We start from the raw sequence: 25955 nt of genomic DNA, 5'->3' as shown, positions 1-25955 counted from the left end.
CGGGAGAGGAGACACCATGTTCGGCAAAGTCCTTCTGGCGTACGACGGAACCGAGGCCGCCGATCTGGCTTTCGCACGCGCCCTCCAGGTCGCGCAGGAGGCCCATGTCCCACTGCATGTCGTGGCCGTGGCATGGTCTCCGGAGGTGGAGACGCACGCGTCACTCGACAAGGCTCGAGATGAATGCTGGGCCTGCCTGAACCTGCTGCGCAGCAAGGCGGCGGCAGCCCGGGTCGGCCTCGAACTCGAGGTCGTCGAGGGCAACTGCGCCGATCAGATCGTCGCGGTTGCAGATCGCCTGGAGGCCGACCTGATCGTCATCGGCCACCGCCATCGCACGCTGGTGCAACGCATGTCGGAGATGTCGCTTGCCAAGCGGATCGTCGATCATGCCCATTGCTCGGTGCTGGTCGCGAGATGAGCGCTCGCGCCCTGCCGGCAGCCGGCACGTTGGCCATGGCGCGCATCCTGGGCTCGGCATTCCTTGCGCTATCGCAAGATGGCGCGCAACGAAGGCGCCTACCGTGAGGGCATGAAAGCACTCGTGTACCAAGGCCCCGGCCTCAAATCCCTCCAAGACCGGCCCAAGCCGGAGATCCAGGCGCCCGGCGATGCGGTCGTGAAGATCCTCAAGACGACCATCTGCGGCACCGACCTGCACATCCTCAAGGGCGACGTGCCGACCTGCACGCCGGGCCGCATCCTCGGGCACGAAGGGGTGGGCGTCATCGAGGCCGTCGGCGCCGGCGTGACGGCCTTCCATCCGGGCGACCACGTGCTGATCTCGTGCATCTCGTCGTGCGGCAAGTGCGAGTACTGCCGCCGCGGCATGTATTCGCACTGCACCAGCGGCGGCTGGATCCTGGGCAACACCATCGACGGCACGCAGGCCGAATACGTGCGCATCCCGCATGCGGACACCAGCCTCTATCCCATTCCACCGGGCGCGGACGAGGAGGCGCTGGTGATGCTGAGCGACATCCTGCCGACCGGCTTCGAGTGCGGCGTGCTCAACGGCAAGGTTGCCCCCGGCAGCGCGGTGGCCATCGTGGGCGCCGGGCCGATCGGCCTGGCCACGCTGCTCACGGCCCGGTTCTATTCGCCGGCGCAGATCATCCTGATCGACCTGGACGACGGGCGGCTCGAAGTCGCGCGCCGCTTCGGCGCGACGCACACCATCAACAGCACCGACGGCAAGGCGGCCGAGGCGGTGCTCGCGCTGACCGGCGGCCGCGGCGTCGACGTGTCGATCGAGGCGGTCGGCATACCGGCCACCTTCGTGCTGTGCCAGGACATCGTGGCGCCCGGCGGCACCATCGCGAACATCGGCGTGCACGGCCACCCGGCCGAACTCCACCTGGAACGGCTGTGGTCGCAGAACATCGCGATCACCACGCGGCTGGTCGACACGGTGTCGACGCCGATGCTGCTGAAGACAGTGCAGTCCCACAAGGTGGACCCGGGCCAGCTGATCACCCACCGGTTCACGCTGGACCAGGTCCTCGATGCCTACGACACCTTCGGGCGCGCCGCCGAGACGCATGCGCTCAAGGTGATCATCGAGGCGTAGGCCTCGTCCGCGCCGGTTTTTCCTTTCTCTCTTTTTTCCACCCGGCGAGGCCGTCCGGCATCGCCTCCACCAGGGCATACCCATGTCGCTTTTTCACGCAGTCGCCTGGATCGACCACCACACCGCGCAAGTGCTCCAGTTCGACGCCACCCAGGTTCTCGAGCAGCAGGTCAAGGCGCACACCCACTACACCCGCCAGCACGGCAGCCAGGTGCGCAGCGAGCACGCGTTCTTCGGCGAGGTGTGCGATGCGATGGAGGGGATCGCCGAAGTGCTGGTCGCCGGCTCCCACACCGCGCAGGCCGATTTCCGCCACTACGTCGAGAAGCACCGCCCCGAGGTGGCGCAGCGCATCGTCGGCTGGGAGACGGTGGGCCGCATGAGCGCCAACGAGATCGTCGCGCTGGCGCGGCGCTACTTCGCCGTGCATGCGGGAATGGCCACGCCCATGAAGGCTGAATGAGGACGGGGCGGGCCCTGGCAGCCCCTCGAGCCGCGGCAGAACCGGCAGGCCGAGGCGCGGATCGCTTGATATTCCTCAAGCGGCCTCTCCCGCATGTTCCTAGGATGGGCCCACACCTTTCGGAGACCTCCATGGCCAGCGATGCTTTTTCGACGACCCCGGCGCCCTTGGGCAACGGCTACCTTCAATCCGTGATGGGCTGGCAGATGGCCGTCGGCAAGAGCATGCTGCAGGCGCAGCGGCGGCAGTGGGAGATGATGGCGGCCTGGCAGCGCTCCATCGGCACCGTCCAGCGCGAACTCCTGGACCAATGGATCTGCCGTTTCGGCGGCGGCGTGCCGCTGGACGGCTAGGACCGCGGGATGCCCCGCTCCCGAATGCCCGCATGATGCTGTCCCTCCCCCTGCGCAACATGCTCGACGGCATCGGCCAGCGGGCCGCGGCGTGTTTTGCCGTCGTGATGCCCGACGGCAGCCGCATTCCCGTCGGCGAGGGTGCGCCGGCATTCACCATCACCTTCCACTCCGACGCGGCGCTTCTCGCCACCGCGACGCGCGGCCACATCGGATTGATGGAGGCCTACTTCGACCGGGAGGTGGATGTCGAGGGCGACTTCGGCGCCGCCCTGGCGGCCGGCATGGCGGCGGGTTTCGACCAACAGGCCGGCGCGCTCAACGGCATCGAGAACGGCCTGCACGAGCTGCGCCACTCCAACCGCGACCCGCTCCAGGCCAAGGCCAACGCACGGGCGCACTACGGGCTGGGCACGGCGTTCTACCGGCCGTGGCTCGACGACCCGCTGATGATGTACACCTGCGGCTACTGGCCCGAAGGCACCGCGAGCCTCGAGGAAGCGCAGCGCCGCAAGATCGACCACGTGTGCCGCAAGATCCTGCTGCAGGCCGACGATCGCTTCATCGACATCGGCTGCGGCTTCGGCGGCTTCATGTTCCGCGCGCAGGAGACGATCGGCGCCACCGGCGTCGGGCTGAACACGACGACCGAGCAGGTCGAGTGGCTGCGCGGCGAGATCGACCGGCGCGGGCTGCAAGCCTCGCTGCAGGTGCGCGAGGCCGACTTCCGCGATGTGGATGCGCAGTACGACAAGGTGGTTTCGATCGGCACGCTGGAGCACGCGGGGCGCGACCAGCTGGCCGAGGTGATCCGTGCCCACGCGCAGTTCCTGAAACCGGGCGGGCTCGGCATCCTGCACTTCATCGGCCACGTGGGCCGCTTCGAGACCGAGCTCTTCATTCGCAAGCATGTGTTCCCCGGCGGCTGGATCCCCAGCCTGGCCGACGTGATCGTGGAGATGGAGCGCAGCGGCCTGGAGGTGCTGGACATCGAGAACCTGCGCCGGCACTACGCGCCCACGCTCGACGCCTGGGCCGAGCGCTTCGAGCAGCACTGGCCCGCGATACAGGCCCTCGACCCGCAGCGTTTCGACGAACGCTTCCGGCGCGTCTGGCGCACCTACCTGACCGGCTGCGCCGAGATGTTCCGCTCGCCGGCGGGCTACACGCACCTGTTCCAGGTCGTCTTCAGCAAGGGCAATGTGAAGCCGAACGGCTACCCGATGGGCCGGGGGCACCTGTATGAGCCGCACTGAAGCGCTGGCCCACGAGGCACGCAGGGACCGCCTGCTGGCCGGGCTGCGCGCGGACGGCGGGAGCCCCGCCGCGCCGCTCGCGCTGGCCAAGCGCACGTCGAACCTGTTCCGCGACCGCGAAGCCGGTCCGCGGCACCGCATCGACCTCGGCGATTTCGACCACGTCATCGACATCGACACCGCGAGCAGCACGGTGGAGGTGGAAGGCATGGCGACCTACGAGGCGCTGGTGGCCGCGACGCTGCAGCACGGCGTGATGCCGGCGGTGGTCCCCCAGCTCAAGACCATCACGGCCGGCGGCGCGGTGGCGGGTGTGGGCATCGAGGCGACGTCGATGCGCCAGGGGCTGGTCCACCATTCGATGCTGGAACTCGACGTGCTGCTGCCGGACAGGCGCATCGTCCACTGCACGCCGGACAACGCGCACCGCGACCTGTTCTTCGGTTTTCCGAACTCCTACGGCTCGCTCGGCTACGCGCTGCGGCTGGTGCTGCGCACCTTGCCCGTGCGGCCCTGCGTGCGCGTGGAGCACATCGCGCACGCGAGCCCCGAGGACTTCTTCGCCGCGCTGGCCGAGGCCTGCGAGGGCGATGCCGACTTCGTCGACGGCGTGGTGTTCGGGCCCCGGTCGCTGGTGCTGAACATCGCCCGCTTCGAGGACACTGCGCCCTGGCTGAGCAACTACGAGTTCGAGCGCATCTACTACCGCTCGCTGCTGGAGATGCCGGTCGATCACCTGAGCGTGCACGACTACCTGTGGCGCTGGGACACGGACTGGTTCTGGTGCTCGAAGAACTTCGGTGCGCAGAACCCGCTGGTGCGCCGCCTGTTCGGCCGCTCGCACCTGAACTCGTGCAGCTACACGCGGCTCATGCGCGCGAACGCCCGCTGGGGCCTCGCGAAGCGGCTGGCCCGCTGGCGCGGCATGCACACCGAGTCGGTGATCCAGGACGTCGACATTCCGATCGCGGCGGCGCCGGCCTTCCTCGACTTCCTGCAGCGGGAGATCGGCATCCTCCCGGTCTGGGTCTGCCCGGTGCACGCGCCGGACCCGGACGCGCACTTCACGCTGTACCCGCTGGCCGCGGGCATGCTCCATGTCAACTTCGGCTTCTGGGACGTGGTCGAGACCCGCGAGGCCCACGAGGCAGGGCATTTCAACCGGCTGATCGAAAAGGAAGTGCTGCGGCTGGGCGGGATCAAGTCGCTCTATTCGGACAGCTTCTTCACGCGCGACGAATTCAACGCCACCTACGGCATGGCGGCCTACGAGGTGCTGAAACGCCGCTACGACCCCGACGGCCGGGCCCCGCACCTGTACGACAAATGCGTGCTGCGGCGCTGACTTGATCGGCATCAAGGTGCCCGCGCGGCACGCGCCCGAAGATTCGCACACCGCCCACATCCCGCGCCGGGCGCCGCGCATCACCGAGCAGGCTGCCCCATGAACTTCAGAACCATCCTCGTTCACCTGGACCGCTCCGACCGCAGCCCGGCGCGCGCCGCGCTGGCGGCGCAGTGGGCCAGGTCCCATGAAAGCCACCTGGTCGGGCTGGTGCCCACGGGCCTGTACGACGGCGTGATTCCGATCGATGCCATTGCCACCGGCATGACCGACTACATCGCCGATGCGGCCAGCCACCTGCGGCTGCGCGCCGAGGCCATCAGCCGGGAATTCAGGGAAGACATCCATGCATCGGGCCAGCTGTCGTACGAGGTTCGCCTCGTCGATGGGACGACGGTCGACGCGGTGATCCGGCACGGCCGCGCGAGCGATCTCGTGGTGCTCGGCCAGGACGACGAATCGGATGCGAAGGACACCACCGTGCACGGCCTGGTGCAGCAGGTGCTGATGGAAGCCGGGCGCCCGCTGCTGATCGTGCCTTGCGCCGGAAACTTCAGCGCCCCCGCGAAGAACGCCGTGGTCACCTGGGACGGTTCGCGCGAGGCCGCGATCGCCATCCACGCGGCCCTGCCGGCGCTGCGGCGCGCATCGCGCGTGACGCTGGTCTCGTATCGGCATCCGGACGAGGAGGACGACGAACAGCGGCTCCTCATGCCGGAGATGATCCAGTTCCTGCTGCGGCACGGCATCCAGGCGAGGGCGGAGCGGGAGGTGACCGAGATCGACATCGCGGATGCGCTGCTGTCGCGCATCTCCGACCTCGGTGCCGACCTGCTCGTAATGGGCGGCTATGGCCATTCGCGGTTTCGCGAACGGGTGCTGGGCGGCGTCACGCGGCAGATCCTCGCGCAGATGACCGTGCCGGTCCTGATGGCGCATTGAGGCGGCCGCGGGCGCCGGGGCCCGGCTGCGCAGCCTGGGGCGTGTCGGCCCTGCCTTGACTCAGGTCAAGGCCGTCGCGGTGTCCCGTGCCAAGCTCGGCCCCAAGCAACCGAAGGAAAACGTCCGTGCGCGACAAGCCGCTCCAGGGCCTGACCGATGCCGAAGCCGCGCAGCGCCTGCGCCGCGACGGCCCGAACGTCCTGCCCTCCGTTTCCCGCAAGGGCTTGCTGCGCATCGCCTGGGGTGCCTTGACGCAGCCCATGTTCGTGCTGCTGCTGGCCGCCGCGGCGCTCTATGCCGTGCTCGGCGACCTGGGCGAAGCCGGCATGCTCGCGGTGTCGGTGCTGCTGGTGGGCGGACTGTCGATCTACCAGGAGCAGCGCACCGAGCGGGTCCTGGAAACGCTGAAGGACTTGTCCAGCCCGCGCTGCACCGTCGTGCGGCAGGGACGCCCCGTTCGGATCGCGAGCCGCGAGCTGGTGCGCGGCGACTGTCTGCTGGTGAACGAAGGCGACCGCCTGTCCGCCGATGCGCGCGTGATCGAGGCCGTCGGGCTGCAGGTCGATGAGTCCTTGCTCACGGGCGAGTCGATGCCGCTCGGCAAGCATCCCGGCGGCGGTGTCGGCGGCGGCGAGGGCCGGGCGGACGCGCTCCTCGCGGGCAGCCTGGTGGTGCGCGGCGACGGCGTGGCCGAGGTGACGGGCACGGGCGCCCACACCGCGCTGGGCGCCATCCACCGGTCCATCGCGCAGCTCGCACCGCGCGCCAGCCGGCTGCAGGCGGAACTGCAGCAACTGGTGCGCCGGGTGGCCTGGCTCGCGGCCCTCACCTGCCTGGCCGCGGCCGCGGTGTTCGCGCTGCGGGAGGGCTCGTGGACCCAGGGCCTGCTGGTCGGCCTGACGCTGGCGATGGCGCTGATCCCCGAGGAGTTCGCCGTCGTCTGGAGCGTGATGCTGGCGCTCGGCGCCTGGCGCCTCGCCAAGTCGAATGTGCTGACTCGCCAGCCCCAGGCCATCGAGGCCCTCGGCACCATCACCGTGCTGTGCGTGGACAAGACCGGCACGCTGACACGCAACCGCATGGCGCTCTCGGCCCTGCACGACGGTGCCGGCGAATGCGCGTTGCACGACGCGGGCGAGCCTGCGGCGCAGCGCTTTCATCGGCTGCTGCAGGCCGCGGTCCGTGCCAGCAACGCGGACGGCGTCGAACCGATGGACCGGGCCGTGCGCGCGGCCGCCGAGGCCGCAGGCCTGCGGCCGGATCCGGCCTGGACGCCCGGTGTTCGCCGGGGGATCCGCGAGGGCTCGCCCTACGTGGTGCATTGGTGGCACGCGTCCGGGGTGCCCGGCCAGGCGGTGGCGGTCAAGGGCGCGGCGGAAGCCGTGCTCGGGCTTTGCGGCGCCGATGCGGCGCTCGCGCAGCGGCTGCGCGAGGCGGCCGACCGCTGGAGCGCCGCCGGACTGCGCGTGCTCGCGGTGGCCGAGGGCCACGCTCCTGCGGCCGGCGACGACGCCGCGCTGCCCGAGGGCCTTCGGCTCGCGCCGCTGGGCCTGCTCGGCTTCATGGATCCCTTGCGCGACGAAGTGCCCGGCGCCGTGCAAGCATGCCGGCGCGCCGGGGTGCGCGTGGTGATGATCACCGGCGATGCCTCCCTCACGGCCCGGTCGATTGCGCGGCAGGCCGGCCTGGTCGATGGCGGCGCGGCGCACGTGATGACCGGCGCGGCGCTCGCCGGCATGGACGATGACGCGCTGCAGGCCTGCGTGCGCGGGGTGCAGGTGTTCGCGCGGGTCGACCCGGCGCAGAAGCTGCGCATCGTGCGGGCCCTGCAGCAGTGCGGCGAGGTCGTCGCGATGACGGGGGACGGCGTCAACGACGCGCCCGCGCTCAAGGCGGCCGACATCGGCGTCGCGATGGGCCAGCGCGGCACGGACGTCGCGCGCGAGGCCGCCTCGCTGGTGCTGACGGACGACAACTTCGCCTCGCTGGTCGACGCCGTGCGCGCCGGCCGGCGCATCTTCACCAACCTGCGCAAGGCCCTGGGCTACCTGTTCGCGGTGCACGTGCCCATTGTCGGCGTGGCGCTGATCCCGGTCGTGCTGGGCGGGCCGGTGCTGCTGCTGCCGCTGCACGTGGTGCTGCTCGAGCTGTTGATCGACCCCGCCTGCTCCCTGGTGTTCGAAGCCGAGCCCGCGCCGGACGACAGCATGGACGTGCCGCCGCGTCGCAAGGAGGACACGCTGTTCTCGCTCGCCTCGGCCGCGCGCGCGCTGGCGCTCGGCGGGCTTGCGTTTGCCGGCGTGGCGCTGGTGCAATGGGCGTGCCGCGAGCGCGGCGCTTCGCCGGAGCTGCTGCGCCTGGCGAGCCTGGGCTCGATCGTGCTCGGCAACCTGTTGCTGCTGCTGTGGTTCCGCGGCGCCGGCTTCGGACGCACGCACGCCAACGCGGTGTTCCATGCGCTGCTGGTGGGCGTCTGCGTGGTCTGGGTCCTGCTGACCGGCGTGCCGGGCATCGGTGCCTGGTTCGGCCTGGCAACCCTGCCGCCGCACTGGGCCCTGTGGGTGGCGCTGCCGGGCTGCTGGGCGGCGTGGCGCCTTTTCGTTCACTCTCAGGGCCGATGAACCGGGAACAAAGACAGATGGACACGACACTGGTGCAGGCACTGCGCGAATCGTTGCAGCGGGAGACCGGCGCGCGCGTCGAGCTGGTCGAGACCCACATCTCGTGGGTGCTGCTGACGGCGACGCTCGCCTACAAGCTCAAGAAGCCGGTGCGCTTTCCCTTCGTCGACTTCGCAAGCATCGCGGCGCGCAAGCATTTCTGCGAGGAAGAGCTGCGCCTCAACCGGCGCTTCGCGCCGTCGCTGTACCTGGATGTGGTGCCGGTGTGCGGCGCGCGCGAGGCACCGCGGCTCGGTGGCGGCGGCGTGCCGATCGACCACGTGGTCCGCATGCGGCGCTTTCCGGAGTCGTCCCTGTTGCGCAACCTGCTGACCGCAGGCCGGTTGGAGCCGGCCTCGCTCGACGCCTTCGCGCGGCGGCTGGCGGCGCTGCAGGGCGCGGCCGAGCGCGTCGTGCCGCCGTCCGCATTCGGCGCCCCGGACGCCATCGTGCGTGCGGCCATCGATGTCGTGAACCAGCTGCTCGTGCAGCGCAGCGACAGCCGTCTCGCGACCCTGGCCGCATGGATCCGCGAACGGGCGCAGGCGCTGCACATGGCCTGGATCGCGCGCCAGCAGGGTGGCGCGGTGCGCGAATGCCATGGCGACCTGCACATGGCCAATGTCGTCCTGGTGGACGGCGAACTCACTGCCTTCGATTGCATCGAGTTCGACCCCATGATGCGCCGGATCGACGTGATGAGCGACATCGCATTCCTCACCATGGACCTGAAGGCCCATGGCCGCCCCGATCTCGCGTTCCGCTTCCTGGATGCGTGGCTGCAGCACAGCGGCGACCATGCGGGCCTGCAGGTGCTCGGCTTCTACGAGGTGTACCGGGCGCTGGTGCGCGCCATGGCTGCGGGCCTGGGGCCGCAGGCCGCGCCGGCTCCGGCCGGCGCATCGAAGCCCGACTACCTGGCCTGCGCCGCGCAGTTGGCGCACAGCCCGCGGGGGCGCGCGCGCCTGCTGATCACGCACGGGTTCTCGGGTTCCGGCAAGTCGACCATCGCCTCGCAGCTGCTGTGCGCCGCGGGCGCGGTGCGCATCCGTTCGGACGTGGAGCGCAAGCGCCTGTTCGGCCTCGATCCACTCGCCCGCTCCGCCGAGCGGGGCCTGGCCATCTACGGTGCGGAGGCCACCCGGCGGACCTTCGAGCGGCTGCGGGCCTGCGCGCGCGATGCACTGCTCGCGGGCTATCCGGTGATCGTGGATGCGGCCTTCCTGCGCGGTGCGGAGCGGCGCAGTTTCCAGGGGCTGGCGGCTGAACTCGACCTGCCTTTCGCGATCCTGGACTGCCGTGCCGGCGAAGCCGTGCTGCGCCGCCGCGTGGCCGGACGCAATGCCTTGGGCATGGATGCGTCGGAGGCCGGCCTCGAGGTGCTGGAGCGCCAGCTCGCGGCGCACGAGCCGCTGGCGCCCGACGAGCGCGCGCTGGCCATCGAGGTCTTCACCGAGGACGCGGTGGATATCGCCTCGCTCGAGGCGCGCTGGCGTGCGCAGACCTGACGCGCGGCGATGCCGCTTCGGCGATCACCTGCCGCCGGCCGGGGTGCTCGCGCAGCGCGATCCGGGCGCCGGCGACCAGGCGGGCCGTTCGGCGCGTCCGGAGTCGACGACGATCAGGTAGCGGCCCGCGCCTTCGACCGGCGTCTGGTCCGTCGGCAGCACCCACATCGGCATGCCTTGTGCCGCAGCTGCGAGGTAGTCGGCATCGAGCACGCCGAAGCGGTCGAGCAGCCGATTCAGGCTGGCCGGGATGCGAATGCAGCCCTTCGACTGCACGCTGCCGAGCCGCGGCTCGAGCAGGTCCGGGTCGGTGGCATGCATCTGCAACCGCATCGTGCCGTCGCCGCCCCGGCCCCACAACCGCCGGGCCTGCTGCCATCCCAGATCGAACACACGCATGCCCTTCGTCCCGTAGCCGCGGATGCCATGTTCGTTGCGGGTGCCTTCGGCGCGGAAGTCGGGGTTGTCGGTCGTGAACTCGAACACGCCGAGCGGGGTCTCGAAGTGGTCGAACTCGCCGCCGCGCCCGGTCGATGCCGCGGTGGCGCCCACGAGGAGCGGCGCGGCGCCGTCGCCCAGCCAGTAGATGAAGATCGCTTGCACGTTCGGGTTCCGGTCGACGAGTGCGACGTATTGCGGCACGGGCGCGACGCCGGCCTGCGCGAGTGCGCCGAGCGCCAGCTCGCCATAGCGCCTGGCTTCGTCGGGCGGTGGTTCGAGCCGATGATCCACCTGTGAGCGGAAGGCGCCGGCCAGGTCGGAGGGGGTAGCGCGGCCCGCGATCGAGGTGCCGGCGCAAAGCATGACAAGGACGACGGCAACGGTTGCAATGAAAGACGCACGGTGAATGGAAGACATCGTGCGCCGGAGTCTGCAGGGCTTCGCGCCTTCCGCCTTGACGTGGCGCAAGGCGAAACACCTGCCGTGCGGCCGTTCGGATCGGTCGCAGTCGCAGGGCGATGCGATGAACTCGATCAGCCGCGGCGAGTCGATCCGCCTACCTGCCGTGCCAACAGGTATCGACGCCGAGGATCGAATAGACCGGGCAGATGCCGACCACTCCTGTCAACAACCCCAGCACCCCCACGTAGCCCCAGGACTCGATGGTCCCGGGCGCGGCAAGCGCGACCAGCAGCATGCCCGACGCGATGCGCAGGGTGCGGTCGAGGATTCCAAGGTTGTTCGACATCCGGTTGTCCCTTTGCTGGAGCGCCACATGGAGCATCCTGCATCTGGAGCACGCGGGCCGCGTTGCGGTGGATCAAGCGGCCGCGTGGAGAGAGCGCTCAGCCGGGCTTGCCGTCCGCCCGGGCCCGCGTCAGCACGGGCCAGTAGCGCACGGCAAACAGGCCGAAGCCCAGGCTCCAGAACGCCGCGGAACAAAGGACCGCGGCGACCGTGTGGGCCGGTGCGGCCAGCGGCACGAGCACCCGGACCAGCGCGGCGAGGAGGACCAGCACGAAGCAGGCGGTGTCGACCTGGTCGGCGCGCAGCACCCGGCCCGTGTGGCCGCGCGATGTGCGCACCATCATGCCGATGATGAGCCCGCCCGCGGCGCCCACGGTCAGCGCACGGGTGGCGAGCGATGCCGGCACCCCGCCGTGCAGCACCGCCAGTGCCCGCAGTGCAAGGTGAACCGGAATCCACGCGTAGGCCACGTGCAGCACGAGCACCAGCGTGTTGGCCGAAGCCTTCCAGGGCCGCCACAGCAGCCAGCGCACCAGATGCGCGAGCGCCGCGGGCAGCGCGATGGCGGCCATGGCGATCGGCGGCAGGCCCGCGGCGTCGGTCAGCAGCAGACCGAGCACCGAGCCCAGCGCGATCTTCTCGGCCAGCGGGTGCCGCGTGGCACCGGCGCCGGAAATGCCGTTGTTGGTGAACATCGGCACCACCCGGCCCGCCATGACGGCCATGATGAACAGCAGCACATCCAGCGCCACCTGGATGCCCAGCCACGCCGGCACCTCGATCACGCCGAGCGCCGACAGGTGAAAGGCGAGCGCGGCGCCCGCGAGCAACAGCAGCAGGCCGACGAAGAAGTAGTTGCGGCGGTTGCGCGCGGCCACCAGCGGGCGCGCCAGCGCCAGCGCGCAGGCCAGCGGAAAGGCCGCGTTGGCCACCGCGGCCGACCAGGCGAAGGGCGTGAGCACGAGCACCCGGCCCACCACCCAGAGCACCGCCAGCGCCGCCAACGGCAGCCCCGTGGGCGTGGGCTGGTCCGACCAGTTGCGGCCCGCGGTGAAGAGGAATCCGACGATCACGGCCAGCGCGAAGCCGAACAGCATCTCGTGCGCATGCCACATCGGCCCCTGCAGGTAGGCGCGCGGCAGCCAGCCGGCGAACTGCATGGCCCACAGCGCGATGGACAGTGCCGCGAAGCCGCTGGCGAGCAGGTAGAAGGGGCGGAAGCCGAGCTGCCACAGCGCAAAGGCCGGAGGCTGGATCGACGGGGGTCGTGCAGGTTCGAGCGGAATGAAGGTTGCCATCATCTGGCCTTTCGGGCGCCCTCGGCGCCATGTTGAATGCGCCACGCGACGGCCGCGCCGGCCACGGTGACGGCAAAGAAGACGATCGCGGCCGCGTTGAGCGAAGCCCCGGCGGCGCGCAGCGGATCGCTGAAGCTTCCCAGCGCGAGCCGCACGACAAGCGACAGGTGCAGCGCCGCCAGCGGCAGGTAGAAGAAGGCGCCGAAGCGCAGCTTGATGCGCGCGATGGCCGGCAGCACGACGGGCGCGTGCCCCATCACCATGCTGATGACGAAGCCCAGCCCCAGCGCGTGCAGCGCGGCGTCGCGCGCGGGCCATCCGAGCGCGGTCGCGGCCCACGCCACGCCCGCGATCCCGAGCCAGGCATAGCCGCCCAGCAGGCAGACCGCCATGTAGCGGCTGATGCCGCGCGTGAACACCGTGCGCCGCGCGACGTCGAACACCGCAAGCCACGCGGCCAGCAGCGCAAGCGCCGCACCGTAGACGAGTCCGCCGGCGCGCGGGGCCGCGCCCGAGCACGCGGCGCCTGCCAGCAGCAGCGCCAGCACGGCATGCAGCGTCACGCTGGCGGCCGGGCGCCGGCGCATGAGCCGCGTCATCTCGAGCCGTTCGGCCGCGATGGTCATGACCAGAAAGGCGAACCACCACGGGAAGACGGCGCTGCCGTCGCGGCCGGCGGCGAACAGAAGGTTGCCCACCACCCACGCGGCCGCGCCGACCGCCAGCAGCAGCGTGTGCGCCGCGCGCTGGCGCCACACGACCAACGCGTTGACCGCCAGGAAGAACACCGCCGCCGCCACGCAGAGCCACGCGCCGGCGGCCTGCGGCCCGAAGGCCAGGCACAGGGCACCGGCGCCCGACGCCAGCGGCGCCACGAATGCCCAGCGATGCTTGACGGCCACGGCGCGCTCGATGCCGATGACGGTGCCCAGGAAGCCGCAGACCATCAATGCGGCGTGCACCAGCAGCACCTGGCCGGTCCAGGTGAAGGAATGCGGGTCCGGCACGGCGACACCGAGCCGCCAGAGCCCGCCCGCCATGCCTGCCACCAGCGACACGCCGGCCAGCGCGCCGAACAGCGCACGCGCCGGAATCCAGCGGCGCGCCGGCGATGTCTTCGTTGGCCGTCCCATGCGGGCGGCGGGGCTTGCAGCGCCTACCATCCCATGAACCGCTTGGCGCCGGGACTCATGCGCTCCGGGCTCCACGGCGGCTCCCACACCAGCTCGACGCGGATCTGCAGCTCGGGCGGGACGACCTTGTCCAGCTCGGCTTCCGCCTCGTCCATGATGAGCTCGATCACCGGGCAGGCCGCAGAGGTCATCGTGATGCGCACGTGCGCCATCGCGGCGTCCACCATGACGCCGTAGACCAGGCCGACATCGACGATGTTCATCGAGATCTCCGGATCGACGACGCGCGACAGCGCCGCGGCCAGCGGCGCGCGCAGATGTTCCGGCCCGTCGTACGGAAAGCGGGCCGCGGCCGGCGCCGTGTCCGCCGGCGAGTTCACGCGCCCTCCCGTTCGGCTTGCGCCATGCCGATGCGGCCTGCCAGGAACACCGTGGCCAGCGCCTCCCGGTTGTGAACGAGGTCGGCCAGCGTGTAGCGCTGCAGCACCGCGTGGAATGCCGCCACGGCTTCGCCCAGCACGCCCTGCAGGCGGCACAGGCCGGTGATGCGGCACGCGCCGCCGCCTTCCCCGAAACATTCCACGATGGCACCGCCCTCGGTGTGGCGCACCACGTCGCCGATGTTGATCGCCTCGGGCGGCTTCGCGAGCGCGAGGCCGCCGCCCTTGCCGCGGATGTTGGCCAGCCACCCCTCCTTGCCCAGGAAGTGCACCACCTTGGTCAGGTGATGCTCGGACACCGCGAAAGCGGTGGCGATCTCGCCGATGGTGGCGCGGCGCTCGGGCTGCGCGGCCAGGTAGATCAGCACGCGCAGGCTGTAGTCGGTGAAGGCGGTGAGCTTCATGGCTGCAATGGCGTCGTGTCACCGTTCGGCCGCGTGGCCCACGTGGCCGGCCTGGAGGGCCGGGCCTTTTCGGCCCTTGCCGCGCACCGATGGCTGCGGCGCGGCTTGCGCCGCCGGACGGCGCAGCAGGCGCAGCGCATAGGCCGCGAGCAGCACCGCGCCCACGGCGAAGACGATGTCGCCCGGCACCCGCATCCACACCAGTGTCTCCATCACGCGGGAATGCACGATCTCGGCCGAGCGCGCGTACCACAGGCCCTGCGTGACGCTGGCCCAGGCCTGGTAGATGCCGGCGGGCAGCAGCGACAGGAACACCATCATCGCGAGGCCGATGTTGAGGCTCCAGAACGCGGGCCTGAGCAGCCGGTCGGCATGCAGCTGGCGGTCGTACAGGCCGCGCAGGCAGAACAGCATCAGCCCGATGCCCAGCATGCCGTAGACGCCGAAGAGCGCGGCATGGCCATGGGCGGCCGTCATGTTGAGCCCCTGCACGTAGTAGAGCGAGGCAGGCGGATTGATCGCGAAGCCGAGCACGCCGGCGCCGATCGTGTTCCAGAAGCCGACGGCCACGAAGCACATGACGATCCACTTGTAGGCGGCGAGCCAGGGCATGGCCTGCGAGCGGCGCCAGGTCTGCAGGGCCTCCAGGCCGATCAGCGTGAGCGGCACCACTTCGAGCGCCGAGAACACGGCGCCCACGGCGATCACCGAGGTCGGCGTGCCGGTGAAGTAGAGGTGGTGCAGCGTGCCGAGGATGCCGCCGAACAGGAACACGATGGTCTCGGCGATGATGGCGCGGTTGGCGCTCTCGGTGCGCACCAGCCCCAGGCGCGTGAAGATCAGCGCGACCACCGCGGTGGCGAACACCTCGAAGAAGCCTTCCACCCAGAGGTGCACCAGCCACCAGCGCCAGTACTCGATCATCGAGTAGTGGGTGTGCTGTCCCCACACCAGCGAGGTCGAATAGAAGCCGCCGATGCAGGTGGCCGACAGGAACACCATCGCGATCAGGCCGCGCGATGCCGACGGCTTGACCAGCGCGGGCCACAGCGCGCGGCCCAGCAGGAAGACCCAGAACAGCAGGCCGACGAACAGCAGCACCTGCCAGAAGCGGCCCATGCTGGTGTATTCGAGGCCCTGGTTGCCCAGCCAGAAGCTGAAGTCGACGCCGCGATGCTGCAGCGTGCCGAGCCAGCCGGTCAGCGTGGAGCCGACCACGATGGCGATCAACGCCCAGAACAGCACGTCCACCCCGAGCTTCTGCAGCCTGGGCTCGCGCCCCGACAGCAGCGGCGCGATGTACAGGCCCGTGGCCAGCCAAGCGGTGGCGATCCAGAAGATGCCGATCTGCGTGTGCACCGTGCGGCTCACCACGTAGGGGAGCAGCTCGGCCAGTGGCAGCCCGAAGAACGACTGCCCCTCGACCGCGTAGTGGGCCGTGATGACGCCCATCGCGATCTGCAGCAGCATCAGCCCGATCACCGCGAAGAAGTACTTGCGCGTGGCCTTCATGGAAGGCGTTGCCACGGCGCCGAGGAGCGGGTCCGCCTTGGGCGGCTGCGCTTCGGCTTCGTGCTTGCGGCTGCCGTGCAGCCACAGCATGGCCGCAATGGCCGCCAGCAGCAGGCAGATGCTCACCATCGACCAGACGGCGGCCGAGCTGGTCATGGTGTTGCCGACCAGCGGCTCGTGCGGCCAGTTGCTGGTGTAGCTCAGGCCCGTTTCCCCGGGGCGGTCGGTGGCGGCGGCCCATGAAGTCCAGAAGAAGAAGGCGGTGAGTGCCTGGCGGTCGGCGCGCTCGGGCAGCGTGCCCGCCGTCATCGCGTACTGGTCGCGCAGCGTGGCGAGCGCGCGGTCGTCGCCGAACAGCGCCTCGTAGTGGGCCGCCACCTCCCGGATCGCCTGCGCGCGGTCGGCCGGGACGGTGATCACGCCGCTGGCGGCGTCGTAGGTGTTGCGCCGCATCTGCTCGACCACGGTGGCCGCGAGCGCGCCGCGGTCCGCCGGGCTCAGCGCATCGAAGTCCTTGCGAAAGGCCTGGGCGTGGCGGTTGCGCAGCGCCACGGCCTCGCGGTGCAGCCAGTCGGCGGACCAGTCGGGCGCGACGTAGCTGCCGTGGCCCCACACGGAGCCCAGCTGCTGCCCGCCGGTCGACAGCCAGACCTGCTGGCCGCGCTGGATCTGCTCGCCGGTGAAGACGACCTCGCCGTCGGAACTGGTGACCGCGCTCGGGATCGGCGGCGCGGTCAGGTAGATCTGCACGCCCAGGTAGCCGAGCGCGCCGAACGACAGCACGAAGATGAAGGCCAGCCAGCGCCACAGCCGGTTGTTGTTGCTCATGATGTTTCCTTCTTCGGAATTCGGATCGATGGTGCTCAGGCGCCGCCGCATCCGCCGCAGCAGCCGCCGCTCGCGTGTGCGTCGAAAGCCGGCACCTTGGTGATGGCCACGCGCCAGACCGAGGGGCCCGCCTCGAGGTAGTTCCATGCGAACCGGTCGGGCCATTGCGACTGGAACTGCGCATACAGCGGCTGGGGATCGTGATCGTTCACCAGTTCGATCGCGTGGCCGACGTCCAGGGCGGCAAAGGTGGAGAAGATGTGCGCGTGGCGAAAGCGCGGCTCGAGCCTGCGGACATCGATCACGGACGAGGAGGAAGCTGCAGATTTCATGGATTTTTCCTGCTGGGAGCGACGAGGCTCGAAAGGTGTATTTCAGATGCACCTATGCTAGGAAGGCGTGTGCGGCGCAGCTTGATCTGCATCAACATCGGGAGCGAAGGCAGCGGCGACGCTCACGGCATGCCTTCTTCCTCATCCTCTCTTTTCGACCAGCTGCTGCAGGCCGCGGCGGCCCAGCCCGAGCCCCAGCGTCTGCTGTTCGTGTTCGCCGAAGCCGATTTGCCCGGCGATGCCGATGCGGCGCAGCGCGCCCGCTTCGAGGCGGGGCAGGGCGGTTCGCTGACGCCCGTGGCCTGCGTTGAAAAAAGCCTGCCGGAACTCAGCACCTTTGCCGCACTGGTGGCCGAATCGCGCCGCGTAAGCCTGCCCTGGCGCGTGATGTTCGCGGCCGGCCTGTCGGGCGCCAACGGCCAGCCGCCCTCGCCCGAACGCATCGACAGCGCGCTCGAGGCCATGGTCGAGGGCGTGCGAAGCGGTGCCTTCGGCGACTATCTCGCGCTCGACACCGAGGGCCGGCCGCTGCGATTCGGCTGAGGTGTCCCCCGGCTACTTTCGAACGCCGCGGCGCGCCGCCAGCCGCTCCTGGATCAGGCGGTCCTTGTCCTGCCACTGGGCCTCGATCCACTTGCGGGTGTGCGCGCGGCGCGCCTTGTCGCCCGACGGATCCGTGCCCAGCAGATGGGGTGGTATGGCGCGCTGGCGGACATCGACCGCCACGGCCCGCACGCCGCCGCACAAGAGCGCCCAGAAGCTCGGCGTCCCCTCGGGGTAGACGATGGTCACGTCGAGCATCGCCTCGAACTGCTCGCCCATCGTGGCCAGCGCCACGCCAAGGCCGCCGGAGCGGGGCTCGAGCAGATGGCGGTAGCTGCTGTTCTGCGCGGCATGCTTGGCCGTAGTGAAGCGCGTGCCCTCGACGAAGTTGATGACGGCTGTCGGCACGCGCCTGAACTTCTCGCAGGAACGCCGGGTGGTCGCAAGGTCGGCGCGACCGGTGCCGCGGCCGCGCTTCATGAACGGAAAGTCGAGCGCCCACCAGGCCAGCCCGATCACCGGCACCCAGATGAGCTCGCGCTTGAGGAAGAACTTGAGGAAGGGAATGCGCCCGTGGAAGACGCGCTGCAGCACCAGGATGTCGACCCAGCTCTGGTGGTTGCTCGACACCAGGTACCAGCCGCGGGGGTCGAGGCCCTCGATGCCCCGGATCTGCCATGGCGCGGGGCACGCGCGTGCGATCCAGGCGTTGTTGACGGCGACCCAGCCGCCGGCCAGCCGGTTCAGTACCCGGTCGCAGCCGGTGCGCACGCGGTCGGCCGGCACCAGCAGCTTGACCAATGCCGGCGGCACCATCAGCGTGAATGCGAGCAGCGTGTTCAGGCCGAGCAGCAGCCCGTTGAGCGCACCGTGCACGGAATGCATCAGTCGCACGGAGGAAGCTGTGGCACGCAGCCCAGTTCGCTGACATAGCGCTCGAGCGCGGGCCGCGCGGGACCGGCCTTCTGGACCGTCACCGAGCCCACGCTGATGAAGCACAGCGGCTCGTCGTGCCGGTCGAGCGCGAACAGGGCGCGCAGTTCGTCCGACTGCAGCGCCTTGCCGGTGGTCAGCGCCGAGCCGTAGCCCAGGGCGGTGGCGGCCAGCAGCATGTTCTGGATGGCGCATCCGGCCGACAGGATGCGCTCGGTGGCCGGGATCTCCTCGTTGCCGGGGCCCATCCGTGCGACCGCGAGCATCAGCAGCGGCGCGCGAAAGGCCTTCTCGCGCGCCTGGCCCTGCTGCGCGGGCGTGGCGGCGGCGTCGCGCTGCAGCAGGGCCTGCGCGAACACTTCGGCGAGCCGCTCGCGCTGCGGCGGCGGAACGATGACGAAGCGCCATGGCACCAGGCCGCCATGGTCCGGGGCCGAGGCGGCGGCGCCGAGGATCTGCTCGAGCTCGGCACCATCGGGCCCCGGCGCACCGAGCCGCTTGGGCAGGACGGTGCGGCGCGCGTGCAGGAGCGCGGCCAGCTGCCGCGCGGTCATGGGCGAATCGGCCGGAACGCCGGCGGCCGGGCTCATCCGCAGCTTCCCAGGTGTCCGCACTGCGTGCAGTAGTCGCAGCCGTCCTTGCGGATCATGGCGTGGGCGCCGCATTCGGGGCACTTGGCCCCCACCATCGGGACAGGGGCGGCCACGGAGGGTGCCGGCGCGTCCGGCGCCGCGCTCGCCTGGCCGCTGCGGCGCGCGATCAGCTGCTGGATCGCATAGGCGATGGCGCCCACTTCGGAGTCGTGCCACATGGGCACCTGGGTGCCGTCGGCCTTCAGGTGGTGGCCCAGGCGCACCGGCCCCCGGTCCCAGGCGACCTTGCGCATGTCGGCCAGCGCGCGTTCGAGAAAGCCGCCGCGCGCGGCGAGCGACAGCAGCCGCATGCTCGCGGTGATCCATTGCTGGGATTCGCCGCTTTGGCCCACCGGCATGAAGAATTCCACGGCCCGCTCGCGGCCGTCGGCCAGCGGCAGGAACGACACCACCAGGTAGAGCGTCTGCCGCCCCTGCTGCGTCCAGTACTCGATCTTCTCGGCGACGGCGTTCAGGGCGCCCTTCGGTCGGCTCTCGATCATCGCGCGCATCGGATCGGCCGCCACGCTGTCGGCGGCGGGACGGGCCTCCGGCGGCGCTGCCGGCGTGAGCTCCAGCACGGATCCCAGGACGCTGTTGGGCCGGTAGGTGGCCAGGCCCTTGAGGCGGGCGGTCCAGGCCTGCAGGTAGAGGCCCTTGAAGTCCTCGTAGGGATAGTCGGCGGGCACGTTCACCGTCTTCGAAATGGCGGTGTCGACGAAGGGCTGCACCGCCTCCATCATGGCCAGGTGGCCGGCCGCGGGCATCGACTGGGCCGAGACGAAGTACGCCGGCAACTGCTCGGTATCCCCGCCCAGGAAGCGGTACAGCCGCCAAGCGTGGTCCTCGACGTCGTACTCGGAGGTGCTGCCGTCGGCCTCGCGCTTCTTGCGCCGGTAGGTCCAGGAGAACGCCGGCTCGATGCCGTTCGAGGCGTTGTCGGCGAACGCCAGGCTCACGGTGCCCGTCGGCGCGATCGAGACCAGGTGGCTGTTGCGGATGCCGTGCATGCGGATCTGTTCCTGCAGCGCCGGGTCCAGGCGGCTGGCGAAGGTGCCTTGCGCCAGGTAGCGCTCCGCGTCGAACAGCGGGAAGGCGCCTTTCTCGCGCGCCAGCGCCACCGAGGCGGCGTAGGCGGCGTCCCGCAGGCAGCGCGCGATGCGCACCGCCATGGCCCGGCCCTCGGGCTGGTCGTAGCGCAGGCACAGCATGGCAAGCGTGTCACCCAGGCCCGTGAAGCCCACGCCGATGCGGCGCTTGGCCATGGCCTCGGCGCGCTGCTGGGGCAGAGGCCAGAAGGTGAGGTCCAGCACGTTGTCGAGCGCCCGCACCTGCAGCGCCGCGGCTTCGCCGAAGCGCGCGAAATCGAAGTGCGCCGCACCGCCGATGCCGAAGGGATGGTCCACGAAGCGCGTCAGCACGATCGGCCCGAGGTCGCAGCATCCGTACGGCGGCAGCGGCTGCTCGCCGCAGGGGTTGGTCGCCTCGATGTGCTCGCAGTAGCGCAGGTTGTTGTCGTTGTTGATGGTGTCGGTGAACAGGATCCCGGGCTCGGCGAAGTCGTAGGTCGAGCGCATCACCAGGTCCCACAGATCCCGCGCCGGCAGGCTGCGGTAGACCCAGCTGCCATCGCTGGCCTGGGCCGCGCCGCGCGCGATCAGTTCGGCGCCCGGCCTGGCGCTGTGCACCAGCGGCCATTCCTCGTCGTTCGCGAGGGCGTGCATGAACTTGTCGGTCACCGCCACCGACACATTGAAGTTGTTCCAGCGCCCGGGGGTGCGCTTGGCCGTGATGAAGTCCAGCACGTCGGGGTGGTCGATGCGCAGCACGCCCATCTGTGCGCCGCGCCGCGCGCCCGCGCTCTCCACCGTGGCGCAGGAGCGGTCGAACACGTCGATGTAGCTGCACGGGCCCGATGCGGTGGAGGCGGTGGTGCGCACCTGCGCGCCGCGCGGCCGGATGCGCGAGAAGTCGTAGCCGACGCCGCCGCCGCGGCGCATGGTTTCGGCGGCTTCGCGCAGCGCCTCGTAGATGCCCGCATAGCCTCCGGCGTCCTGGCCCTGGATGCAGTCGCCCACCGGCTGCACGAAGCAGTTGATCAGCGTGGCCTCCAGCTCGGTGCCGGCGGCGCTCATGATGCGGCCGGCGCCGATCGCGCCGGCGCGCAGGTTGCCGAGAAAGCGCGCTTCCCACTGAGCGCGCTCGCCTTCGGCCTCGACCGAGGCCAGCGCACGCGCCACGCGCGCGAACAGATCCTCGACATCGGCTTCGCCCGGCTTGAGGTATTTTTCCCGCAGCACGTCGCGGCTGATGGGTTGCACGGGCAGTGGTTCCATCCTGGCGTCCTCGCGCTTCATGCCGCGGCTCCCCCCGTCGGGATGGCGGGGCGGATGCCGCCGAGCAGCCATCGCATCAGGTCGCGCACGGGGCGGATCTCGCTGCCGAACGGCAGCGCCCCCGCGCCGCGGAAGAACAGGCCGCGGTCGAGGTGGCCTTCCAGTGCGTGCCCCAGTGTCTTGTCGATGCAGAACTGGCCCCAGCTCGGGGTGCCGTCGCGCAGGCCGCAGTGCGCCAGGCAGTCGAAGCGCATGGTGCAGCTTTCCTTCTTGTGCGCCTTGTGCTGCAGCCGCGGCTCCAGCCGCAGGTACTTGTCGAGCCACGGCGTGCGCACCGCGCGTGCGGGCAGGCCCGCCGTGCTGACGAACTCGACGATGTCGGCGGGCTGGGCGTCGGCCAGCACCTTCTTGAAGGCCGGGTTCGCATCGCATTCGGTGGTCACAGCGAAGGCGGTGCCCAGCTGCACCGCCGAAGCGCCGATGCCCTGCAGGCGCCGGATGTCTTCCAGGCTGCCGATGCCGCCGGCCGCAATGAGGGGAATGCGGCCCTCGATGCCGGCCGTCCTGAAGAACTCGAGCACCTGCGGAATGGCGACGTCGAAGTCGAAGCGCGGGTCCTGCAGGTCGGCGACCTTGGAGGCGCCCAGGTGGCCACCCGCCAGCCGCGGATGCTCGATCACGATGGCGTCGGGCAGGCGCCCCTTCTTCTCCCACTTGCGCACCACCAGCTGCACGCCGCGCGCGTCCGAGAGGATGGGGATGAGCGCCACCTCGGGATGGTCGCGCGCGAGTTCGGGCAGGTCCAGCGGCAGGCCCGCGCCCACCACCAGCGCGTCGATGCCGCAGGCCATGGCATGGCGCAGGTAGGCCTCGTAGGCGGTCAGCGCCTTCATCACGTTCACGGCCACGAGGCCGCGCCCGCCGGAGAGCTCGCGTGCACGCGCGATCTCGCGGCCCAGCGCCTCGAGGTTGGCGGCATCGATGCGCTGCCCGGCGTCCGACTCCGCATTCAGGTGGGCCGTGAGCGCCATCAGGTCGGGATGCAGCCGGCGCAGGTCGACGGCGGAGATCGTGCCCATGCCGCCCAGCCCGGCGACCGTGCCGGCGAGCCCGCCGGCCGACACGCCGACACCCATGCCGCCCTGGATGACGGGGAGGCGTTCGACGCCCTTGAGGCGCCAGTTGCGCAGGCCCGAATCGCGCGAAAGCGCTTGCAGGGCGGTTGCTGTCTCGTCAGAGGATCGATCCATCATGTTCCACATAAGGTTGATAGGGGCCGGTACCGGCGTTGGAGGCGAGCGAGGCCGGCAGGAAGTCGCCCGCCTGTGCGTCGAACACATGAACTTCGCCTTCCTCGATCACGTAGTGCCAGCCATGCAGCGTGAGCGCGTTGCGCTCGACGCGGCTGCGCACCATCGGGTAGTCCATCAGGCGCTCGAGCTGCAGCACGACTGCGCGCTGTTCGCTGCGGCGCAGCGCGGCGGGGCTGGGACGCACCGGCAGCAGGGCCTCGTCGGCCAGCCGCAGCCATGACTTGAGCGCCACCGCTTCGTCCGCCACGCCTTCGTAAGCCGCGCGGATCGCGCCGCAGTGGCTGTGGCCGCACACGACGATGCGCTCGACCTTCAGTTCGAGCAGCGCGAATTCGATCGCGGCCACCGTGCCATGCAACCCGTGCGTTCCGTCGCAGGGCGGCACGAAGGCGCCGACGTTGCGGATGATGAAGAGCTCGCCGGGACCGGTGCCGGTCAGCAGGTAGGGCATCAGCCGCGAATCCGAGCAGCCGATGAAGAGCGTCTTCGGATGCTGGCCTTCGGCGACCAGGTCCTGGAAGCGTTGCTGGTGCCGTGGGAAATAGTCGGACCGGAACCTGCGCAGACGCAAGAGCAGGTCGTCCGGTTCCTGTGCGGTCATTGCACCAGCGGGGAGTCCGCGCCTTCGAGGACCAGGCCGCTCACCTCGGCGCGGCCGGCCAGCAGCTGCATGTACTGGTGCAGGGCCTTGGCGCGCGACTGCTGGGCGAGCTGCACCGCGATGCGCTGGCTCACCTCTTCGAACGATTGCTGGCGCCCGGGGTCGCGCGCGAGCACTTCGACGATGTGGAAGCCGTAGCGGCTGTGGACCAGGCGCGGATGCAGGCCCAGCGCGTCGAGCCGTTCGGTGTTGTGGAACAGCTCGGCCGTGAGCTCGTCGGCGCAATCGTCCGGGCCGATCCAGCCGAGGTCGCCGCCCTCGGCACCGCTCGGGCAGTTCGACAGCGTCTGCGCGAGTTCGGCGAAGCGGGTGGGAGCGGCATCCCTGTGGCGCAGTTCGAGGAGGGCCTGCTCGGCGCGCGCGGCCAGCGCCGCGACGTTGATGCCGTCCGTCACCGCAAACAGGATGTGGCGTGCATGCACGCGGCGGCCGATGGCGAAGTGCGCGCTTCGCGCCGTGTAGTAGCGGCGGCATTCGTCCTCGCTGGCCGCGGGCACCTCGATCTCGTCGTCGAGCATCTGCTGGATCACCGCCTGCTCGCCGATGCCCAGCCGTGGTGCCAGGCGCGCATCCGAAGGCGGCAGCAGCCGGCGTGCGACGGCCTCCTGCCGCAGCAGCTCGGCCCAGGCCAGCTCGCGCAGGCTGTATTCGTCCGGACGTTCGCCCGGCAGGTGCAGGGCGACGCCGTTGATCGCCGCGCATGCGGTCTCGATCGCAGCGGCCTCGGTCGCTGCCGCCTCGACGGCCACCGGGGTTGAAGCCGGCACGGGCGCCGCGGTTTCGCGGCACTGGCAGGCGCCGCCGCCGCATCCGCCGGCGCTCACGATGCCACCCCCGTCGACTTGGCCACGGCCCCGGCCGGCGCCGTCTTCGGCGGCGAATGAGGCGCGGCACTCGGAGCGGCTGCCGAGGCCGGCTTGCGCGGTGCCAGCGCGCGGCGGCTGCGCACCACCTGGTAGGGCCGGAACACGTATCCCACCGTGGCGAAGCCACTCCAGACGTGCACCAGCCGCGTGAACGGGAAGATCAGGAAGATCGACATGCCGAGGAACATGTGGGCCTTGAACACCCAGCTCGCGCTGTCCAGCAGTTCCACCGCGCCGCCGCGGAAGGTGACGATGCGCTGCGCCCATTCGGCCAGCAGCACCATCATGCTGCCGTCCAGATGCCGGGCCGACAGCGGAATGGTGGCCAGGCCCAGCGCCAGCTGCAGCCACAGCAGGACCAGCAGCACGATGTCGCTGGTCTTGGAGTTGAGGCGGATGCGCTCGTCGCCGAGCCGGCGGTGCAGCAGGATCGTGATGCCGATGAAGCCGAGCAGGCCGGCAATGCCGCCCGAGATCATCGCCATCAGCTGCTTGCTGCCGGCACCGATGAAGGGCTCGTACAGGAAGTGCGGCGTCAGCATGCCGACGCTGTGGCCGAAGAACAGGAACAGCACGCCCACGTGGAACAGGTTGCTGCCCCAGCGCAGCTGGCCGGCGCGCAAGAGCTGCGAGGAGTCGCTCTTCCAGGTGTACTGGTCGCGGTCGAACCGGATCAGGCTGCCGATGAAGAAAACGCTCAGGCAGATGTACGGGTAGATGCCGAAGAGGAAATTGTTGAGGGCATTCATACGGGGGCTCCACTGGCGGCGGCCGCTGCCGCCTTGCGAACGATGTGGATGGGCTGCGCATCGCCGGGCCGTGCCTGGCCCTGGGTGCTGCAGCCATCGAAGACGATGGGTTCGGCCCAGCTTTCGTCGAGCGGCTGGTCGTCGGCCACCGCCACCGCTTCGGCCTTGTGGCCGGCCAGCTCGATGACCGCCGCCAGCACGCTCGCATAGGCGCTCTCGCGCTTGCGCAGCGCGCTGAAGATGGACGCAAGGATGTGCGCCATCTCGCCCAGGAACGCACGCGCCACCGCCGGCGGCTGCGTCGAAGCGAACTCGAGCACCACGCACAGGTGGTCGGGCACTTCGTGCGGACCGAGCAGCAGCCCGCATTTCTCGTAGGTCTGGGCCAGGTCGATCATCGCCGGGCCGCGCTCGCGCGAGTCGCCGTGCACATGCTCGAAGAGGTGCAGCGAGGTGCTGCGGCCGCGGTCGAACAGTTCCACGAACTGCGTCTCGGCTTCGATCGGATCGACCGAGACCAGCGCGCGGGCCAGTGCCCGCAACTCCTTGCGGCGCGCCGGCGACAGCGCCGCCTCGGCGTCCATCGCATCGGCCAACTGGGGCATCAGGGCGCGCGCCTGCGCATCGGGATAGCCGAGCAGCAGCGCGAGTGCGCGAAGGGTGTGGCGTTGGGTTTTCATCGTGGCGCTC

Annotated in this window: 26 protein-coding genes; 10 read left to right on the top strand and 16 right to left on the bottom strand. The window is 70.4% G+C overall.

Annotated features, from left to right (window positions below; all coding sequences use genetic code 11):
• Window positions 1-16 precede the first annotated feature (16 nt).
• The 9 genes from IB278_RS23270 to IB278_RS23230 all read left to right on the top strand — a co-directional run bounded on the left by IB278_RS23270 (window position 17) and on the right by IB278_RS23230 (window position 10097).
• Entirely contained in the window at window positions 17-421 is a 405-nt protein-coding gene (locus IB278_RS23270) for a universal stress protein (protein ID WP_192325647.1), read from the top strand.
• Window positions 422-532: 111 nt separating this feature from the next.
• A complete protein-coding gene (locus IB278_RS23265; RefSeq protein WP_192325810.1) occupies window positions 533-1570 on the top strand; it encodes a zinc-dependent alcohol dehydrogenase family protein in 1038 nt (345 codons plus the stop codon).
• Between the two features lie 82 nt (window positions 1571-1652).
• Window positions 1653-2033, top strand: coding sequence for a hypothetical protein (locus IB278_RS23260; RefSeq protein ID WP_192325645.1), 381 nt, complete (start codon window positions 1653-1655; stop codon window positions 2031-2033).
• 131 nt (window positions 2034-2164) lie between these two features.
• Complete coding sequence (locus tag IB278_RS23255) at window positions 2165-2386, top strand: hypothetical protein (RefSeq protein WP_192325643.1); 222 nt, start codon at window positions 2165-2167, stop codon at window positions 2384-2386.
• Between the two features lie 32 nt (window positions 2387-2418).
• Window positions 2419-3642: an SAM-dependent methyltransferase gene (locus IB278_RS23250; protein WP_225613091.1), complete on the top strand. Its 1224-nt coding sequence runs from the start codon at window positions 2419-2421 to the stop codon at window positions 3640-3642.
• Window positions 3629-4987, top strand: coding sequence for an FAD-binding oxidoreductase (locus IB278_RS23245; RefSeq protein ID WP_192325641.1), 1359 nt, complete (start codon window positions 3629-3631; stop codon window positions 4985-4987). Before IB278_RS23250 ends, IB278_RS23245 begins: the two co-directional genes overlap by 14 nt.
• A gap of 99 nt (window positions 4988-5086) precedes the next feature.
• Complete coding sequence (locus IB278_RS23240; RefSeq protein WP_192325639.1) at window positions 5087-5929, top strand: universal stress protein; 843 nt, start codon at window positions 5087-5089, stop codon at window positions 5927-5929.
• 125 nt (window positions 5930-6054) lie between these two features.
• On the top strand, window positions 6055-8550 hold the full coding sequence (locus tag IB278_RS23235; protein ID WP_192325637.1) for a cation-translocating P-type ATPase: 2496 nt from the start codon (window positions 6055-6057) through the stop codon (window positions 8548-8550).
• Window positions 8551-8567: 17 nt separating this feature from the next.
• Window positions 8568-10097, top strand: a complete 1530-nt coding sequence (locus tag IB278_RS23230; protein ID WP_192325635.1) for an AAA family ATPase — start codon at window positions 8568-8570, stop codon at window positions 10095-10097.
• A gap of 24 nt (window positions 10098-10121) precedes the next feature.
• On the opposite strand, the gene IB278_RS23225 is transcribed toward IB278_RS23230, so the two are convergent.
• From IB278_RS23225 to IB278_RS23190, 8 genes are all read right to left on the bottom strand, one after another.
• Complete coding sequence (locus tag IB278_RS23225) at window positions 10122-10955, bottom strand: L,D-transpeptidase (protein ID WP_192325633.1); 834 nt, start codon at window positions 10953-10955, stop codon at window positions 10122-10124.
• 139 nt (window positions 10956-11094) lie between these two features.
• The gene (locus IB278_RS23220) at window positions 11095-11286 is read right to left on the bottom strand and encodes a DUF2892 domain-containing protein (RefSeq protein ID WP_192325631.1); all 192 of its coding nucleotides are present in this window, start codon (window positions 11284-11286) and stop codon (window positions 11095-11097) included.
• 97 nt (window positions 11287-11383) lie between these two features.
• Window positions 11384-12583 carry an NnrS family protein gene (locus tag IB278_RS23215; protein WP_192325807.1) on the bottom strand — a complete coding sequence of 400 codons (1200 nt, stop codon included), beginning with the start codon at window positions 12581-12583 and terminating at the stop codon, window positions 11384-11386.
• The gene (locus IB278_RS23210; RefSeq protein ID WP_192325629.1) at window positions 12583-13716 is read right to left on the bottom strand and encodes a hypothetical protein; all 1134 of its coding nucleotides are present in this window, start codon (window positions 13714-13716) and stop codon (window positions 12583-12585) included. The genes IB278_RS23215 and IB278_RS23210 overlap by 1 nt, the downstream gene beginning before the upstream one ends.
• A gap of 23 nt (window positions 13717-13739) precedes the next feature.
• Entirely contained in the window at window positions 13740-14096 is a 357-nt protein-coding gene (locus IB278_RS23205) for a metal-sulfur cluster assembly factor (protein WP_192325627.1), read from the bottom strand.
• Window positions 14093-14560, bottom strand: coding sequence for an Rrf2 family transcriptional regulator (locus tag IB278_RS23200; RefSeq protein ID WP_192325625.1), 468 nt, complete (start codon window positions 14558-14560; stop codon window positions 14093-14095). The genes IB278_RS23205 and IB278_RS23200 overlap by 4 nt, the downstream gene beginning before the upstream one ends.
• 18 nt (window positions 14561-14578) lie before the next feature.
• Window positions 14579-16900, bottom strand: coding sequence for a nitric-oxide reductase large subunit (locus IB278_RS23195; RefSeq protein WP_192325623.1), 2322 nt, complete (start codon window positions 16898-16900; stop codon window positions 14579-14581).
• A gap of 35 nt (window positions 16901-16935) precedes the next feature.
• Complete coding sequence (locus tag IB278_RS23190) at window positions 16936-17232, bottom strand: DUF2249 domain-containing protein (RefSeq protein ID WP_145744220.1); 297 nt, start codon at window positions 17230-17232, stop codon at window positions 16936-16938.
• A 129-nt stretch (window positions 17233-17361) separates the two neighbouring features.
• Between IB278_RS23190 and IB278_RS23185 the strand changes: the two genes are divergently transcribed.
• Entirely contained in the window at window positions 17362-17775 is a 414-nt protein-coding gene (locus IB278_RS23185; protein ID WP_192325621.1) for a ribonucleotide reductase subunit alpha, read from the top strand.
• A gap of 12 nt (window positions 17776-17787) precedes the next feature.
• Here IB278_RS23185 and IB278_RS23180 read toward each other — a convergent pair whose 3' ends face one another.
• From IB278_RS23180 to narJ, 8 genes are read right to left on the bottom strand one after another with little or no spacing between them, the layout of a single operon-like run.
• Window positions 17788-18660, bottom strand: coding sequence for an acyltransferase (locus tag IB278_RS23180; RefSeq protein WP_192325619.1), 873 nt, complete (start codon window positions 18658-18660; stop codon window positions 17788-17790).
• Complete coding sequence (locus tag IB278_RS23175) at window positions 18660-19298, bottom strand: nitroreductase (RefSeq protein ID WP_192325617.1); 639 nt, start codon at window positions 19296-19298, stop codon at window positions 18660-18662. Before IB278_RS23175 ends, IB278_RS23180 begins: the two co-directional genes overlap by 1 nt.
• Window positions 19295-21697 carry an adenosylcobalamin-dependent ribonucleoside-diphosphate reductase gene (locus IB278_RS23170; RefSeq protein ID WP_192325615.1) on the bottom strand — a complete coding sequence of 801 codons (2403 nt, stop codon included), beginning with the start codon at window positions 21695-21697 and terminating at the stop codon, window positions 19295-19297. Before IB278_RS23170 ends, IB278_RS23175 begins: the two co-directional genes overlap by 4 nt.
• Window positions 21694-22926 (bottom strand): NAD(P)H-dependent flavin oxidoreductase, encoded by a 1233-nt coding sequence (locus IB278_RS23165; RefSeq protein ID WP_192325613.1) that lies wholly within the window; start codon window positions 22924-22926, stop codon window positions 21694-21696. Before IB278_RS23165 ends, IB278_RS23170 begins: the two co-directional genes overlap by 4 nt.
• Entirely contained in the window at window positions 22910-23590 is a 681-nt protein-coding gene (locus IB278_RS23160) for a carbonic anhydrase (protein ID WP_145744227.1), read from the bottom strand. Before IB278_RS23160 ends, IB278_RS23165 begins: the two co-directional genes overlap by 17 nt.
• Window positions 23587-24474 carry a peptidylprolyl isomerase gene (locus tag IB278_RS23155; protein ID WP_318646695.1) on the bottom strand — a complete coding sequence of 296 codons (888 nt, stop codon included), beginning with the start codon at window positions 24472-24474 and terminating at the stop codon, window positions 23587-23589. Before IB278_RS23155 ends, IB278_RS23160 begins: the two co-directional genes overlap by 4 nt.
• Window positions 24471-25265: a respiratory nitrate reductase subunit gamma gene (gene narI, locus IB278_RS23150; protein ID WP_192325611.1), complete on the bottom strand. Its 795-nt coding sequence runs from the start codon at window positions 25263-25265 to the stop codon at window positions 24471-24473. Before narI ends, IB278_RS23155 begins: the two co-directional genes overlap by 4 nt.
• Window positions 25262-25945, bottom strand: a complete 684-nt coding sequence (gene narJ, locus IB278_RS23145; protein ID WP_192325609.1) for a nitrate reductase molybdenum cofactor assembly chaperone — start codon at window positions 25943-25945, stop codon at window positions 25262-25264. Before narJ ends, narI begins: the two co-directional genes overlap by 4 nt.
• Between the last annotated feature and the right edge of the window lie 10 nt (window positions 25946-25955).

This window comes from Variovorax sp. VRV01 (assembly GCF_014852545.1).
GTDB classification, from domain to species: Bacteria; Pseudomonadota; Gammaproteobacteria; order Burkholderiales; family Burkholderiaceae_C; genus Variovorax; species Variovorax beijingensis_A.
This window is presented reverse-complemented; position numbering and strand designations above follow the sequence as displayed.

Coding starts and splice junctions, on each gene's coding strand:
- IB278_RS23185 (WP_192325621.1), top strand. CDS start 17,362: ATGCCTTCTTCCTCATCCTCTCTTTTCGACCAGCTGCTGCAGGCCGCG.
- IB278_RS23210 (WP_192325629.1), bottom strand. CDS start 13,716: ATGGGACGGCCAACGAAGACATCGCCGGCGCGCCGCTGGATTCCGGCG.
- IB278_RS23245 (WP_192325641.1), top strand. CDS start 3,629: ATGAGCCGCACTGAAGCGCTGGCCCACGAGGCACGCAGGGACCGCCTG.
- IB278_RS23270 (WP_192325647.1), top strand. CDS start 17: ATGTTCGGCAAAGTCCTTCTGGCGTACGACGGAACCGAGGCCGCCGAT.
- IB278_RS23220 (WP_192325631.1), bottom strand. CDS start 11,286: ATGTCGAACAACCTTGGAATCCTCGACCGCACCCTGCGCATCGCGTCG.
- IB278_RS23255 (WP_192325643.1), top strand. CDS start 2,165: ATGGCCAGCGATGCTTTTTCGACGACCCCGGCGCCCTTGGGCAACGGC.
- IB278_RS23180 (WP_192325619.1), bottom strand. CDS start 18,660: ATGCATTCCGTGCACGGTGCGCTCAACGGGCTGCTGCTCGGCCTGAAC.
- narI (WP_192325611.1), bottom strand. CDS start 25,265: ATGAATGCCCTCAACAATTTCCTCTTCGGCATCTACCCGTACATCTGC.
- IB278_RS23250 (WP_225613091.1), top strand. CDS start 2,419: ATGATGCTGTCCCTCCCCCTGCGCAACATGCTCGACGGCATCGGCCAG.
- IB278_RS23265 (WP_192325810.1), top strand. CDS start 533: ATGAAAGCACTCGTGTACCAAGGCCCCGGCCTCAAATCCCTCCAAGAC.
- IB278_RS23175 (WP_192325617.1), bottom strand. CDS start 19,298: ATGAGCCCGGCCGCCGGCGTTCCGGCCGATTCGCCCATGACCGCGCGG.
- IB278_RS23190 (WP_145744220.1), bottom strand. CDS start 17,232: ATGAAATCTGCAGCTTCCTCCTCGTCCGTGATCGATGTCCGCAGGCTC.
- IB278_RS23230 (WP_192325635.1), top strand. CDS start 8,568: ATGGACACGACACTGGTGCAGGCACTGCGCGAATCGTTGCAGCGGGAG.
- IB278_RS23160 (WP_145744227.1), bottom strand. CDS start 23,590: ATGACCGCACAGGAACCGGACGACCTGCTCTTGCGTCTGCGCAGGTTC.
- IB278_RS23200 (WP_192325625.1), bottom strand. CDS start 14,560: ATGAAGCTCACCGCCTTCACCGACTACAGCCTGCGCGTGCTGATCTAC.
- IB278_RS23215 (WP_192325807.1), bottom strand. CDS start 12,583: ATGGCAACCTTCATTCCGCTCGAACCTGCACGACCCCCGTCGATCCAG.
- IB278_RS23260 (WP_192325645.1), top strand. CDS start 1,653: ATGTCGCTTTTTCACGCAGTCGCCTGGATCGACCACCACACCGCGCAA.
- IB278_RS23165 (WP_192325613.1), bottom strand. CDS start 22,926: ATGGATCGATCCTCTGACGAGACAGCAACCGCCCTGCAAGCGCTTTCG.
- IB278_RS23195 (WP_192325623.1), bottom strand. CDS start 16,900: ATGAGCAACAACAACCGGCTGTGGCGCTGGCTGGCCTTCATCTTCGTG.
- IB278_RS23170 (WP_192325615.1), bottom strand. CDS start 21,697: ATGAAGCGCGAGGACGCCAGGATGGAACCACTGCCCGTGCAACCCATC.
- narJ (WP_192325609.1), bottom strand. CDS start 25,945: ATGAAAACCCAACGCCACACCCTTCGCGCACTCGCGCTGCTGCTCGGC.
- IB278_RS23225 (WP_192325633.1), bottom strand. CDS start 10,955: ATGTCTTCCATTCACCGTGCGTCTTTCATTGCAACCGTTGCCGTCGTC.
- IB278_RS23240 (WP_192325639.1), top strand. CDS start 5,087: ATGAACTTCAGAACCATCCTCGTTCACCTGGACCGCTCCGACCGCAGC.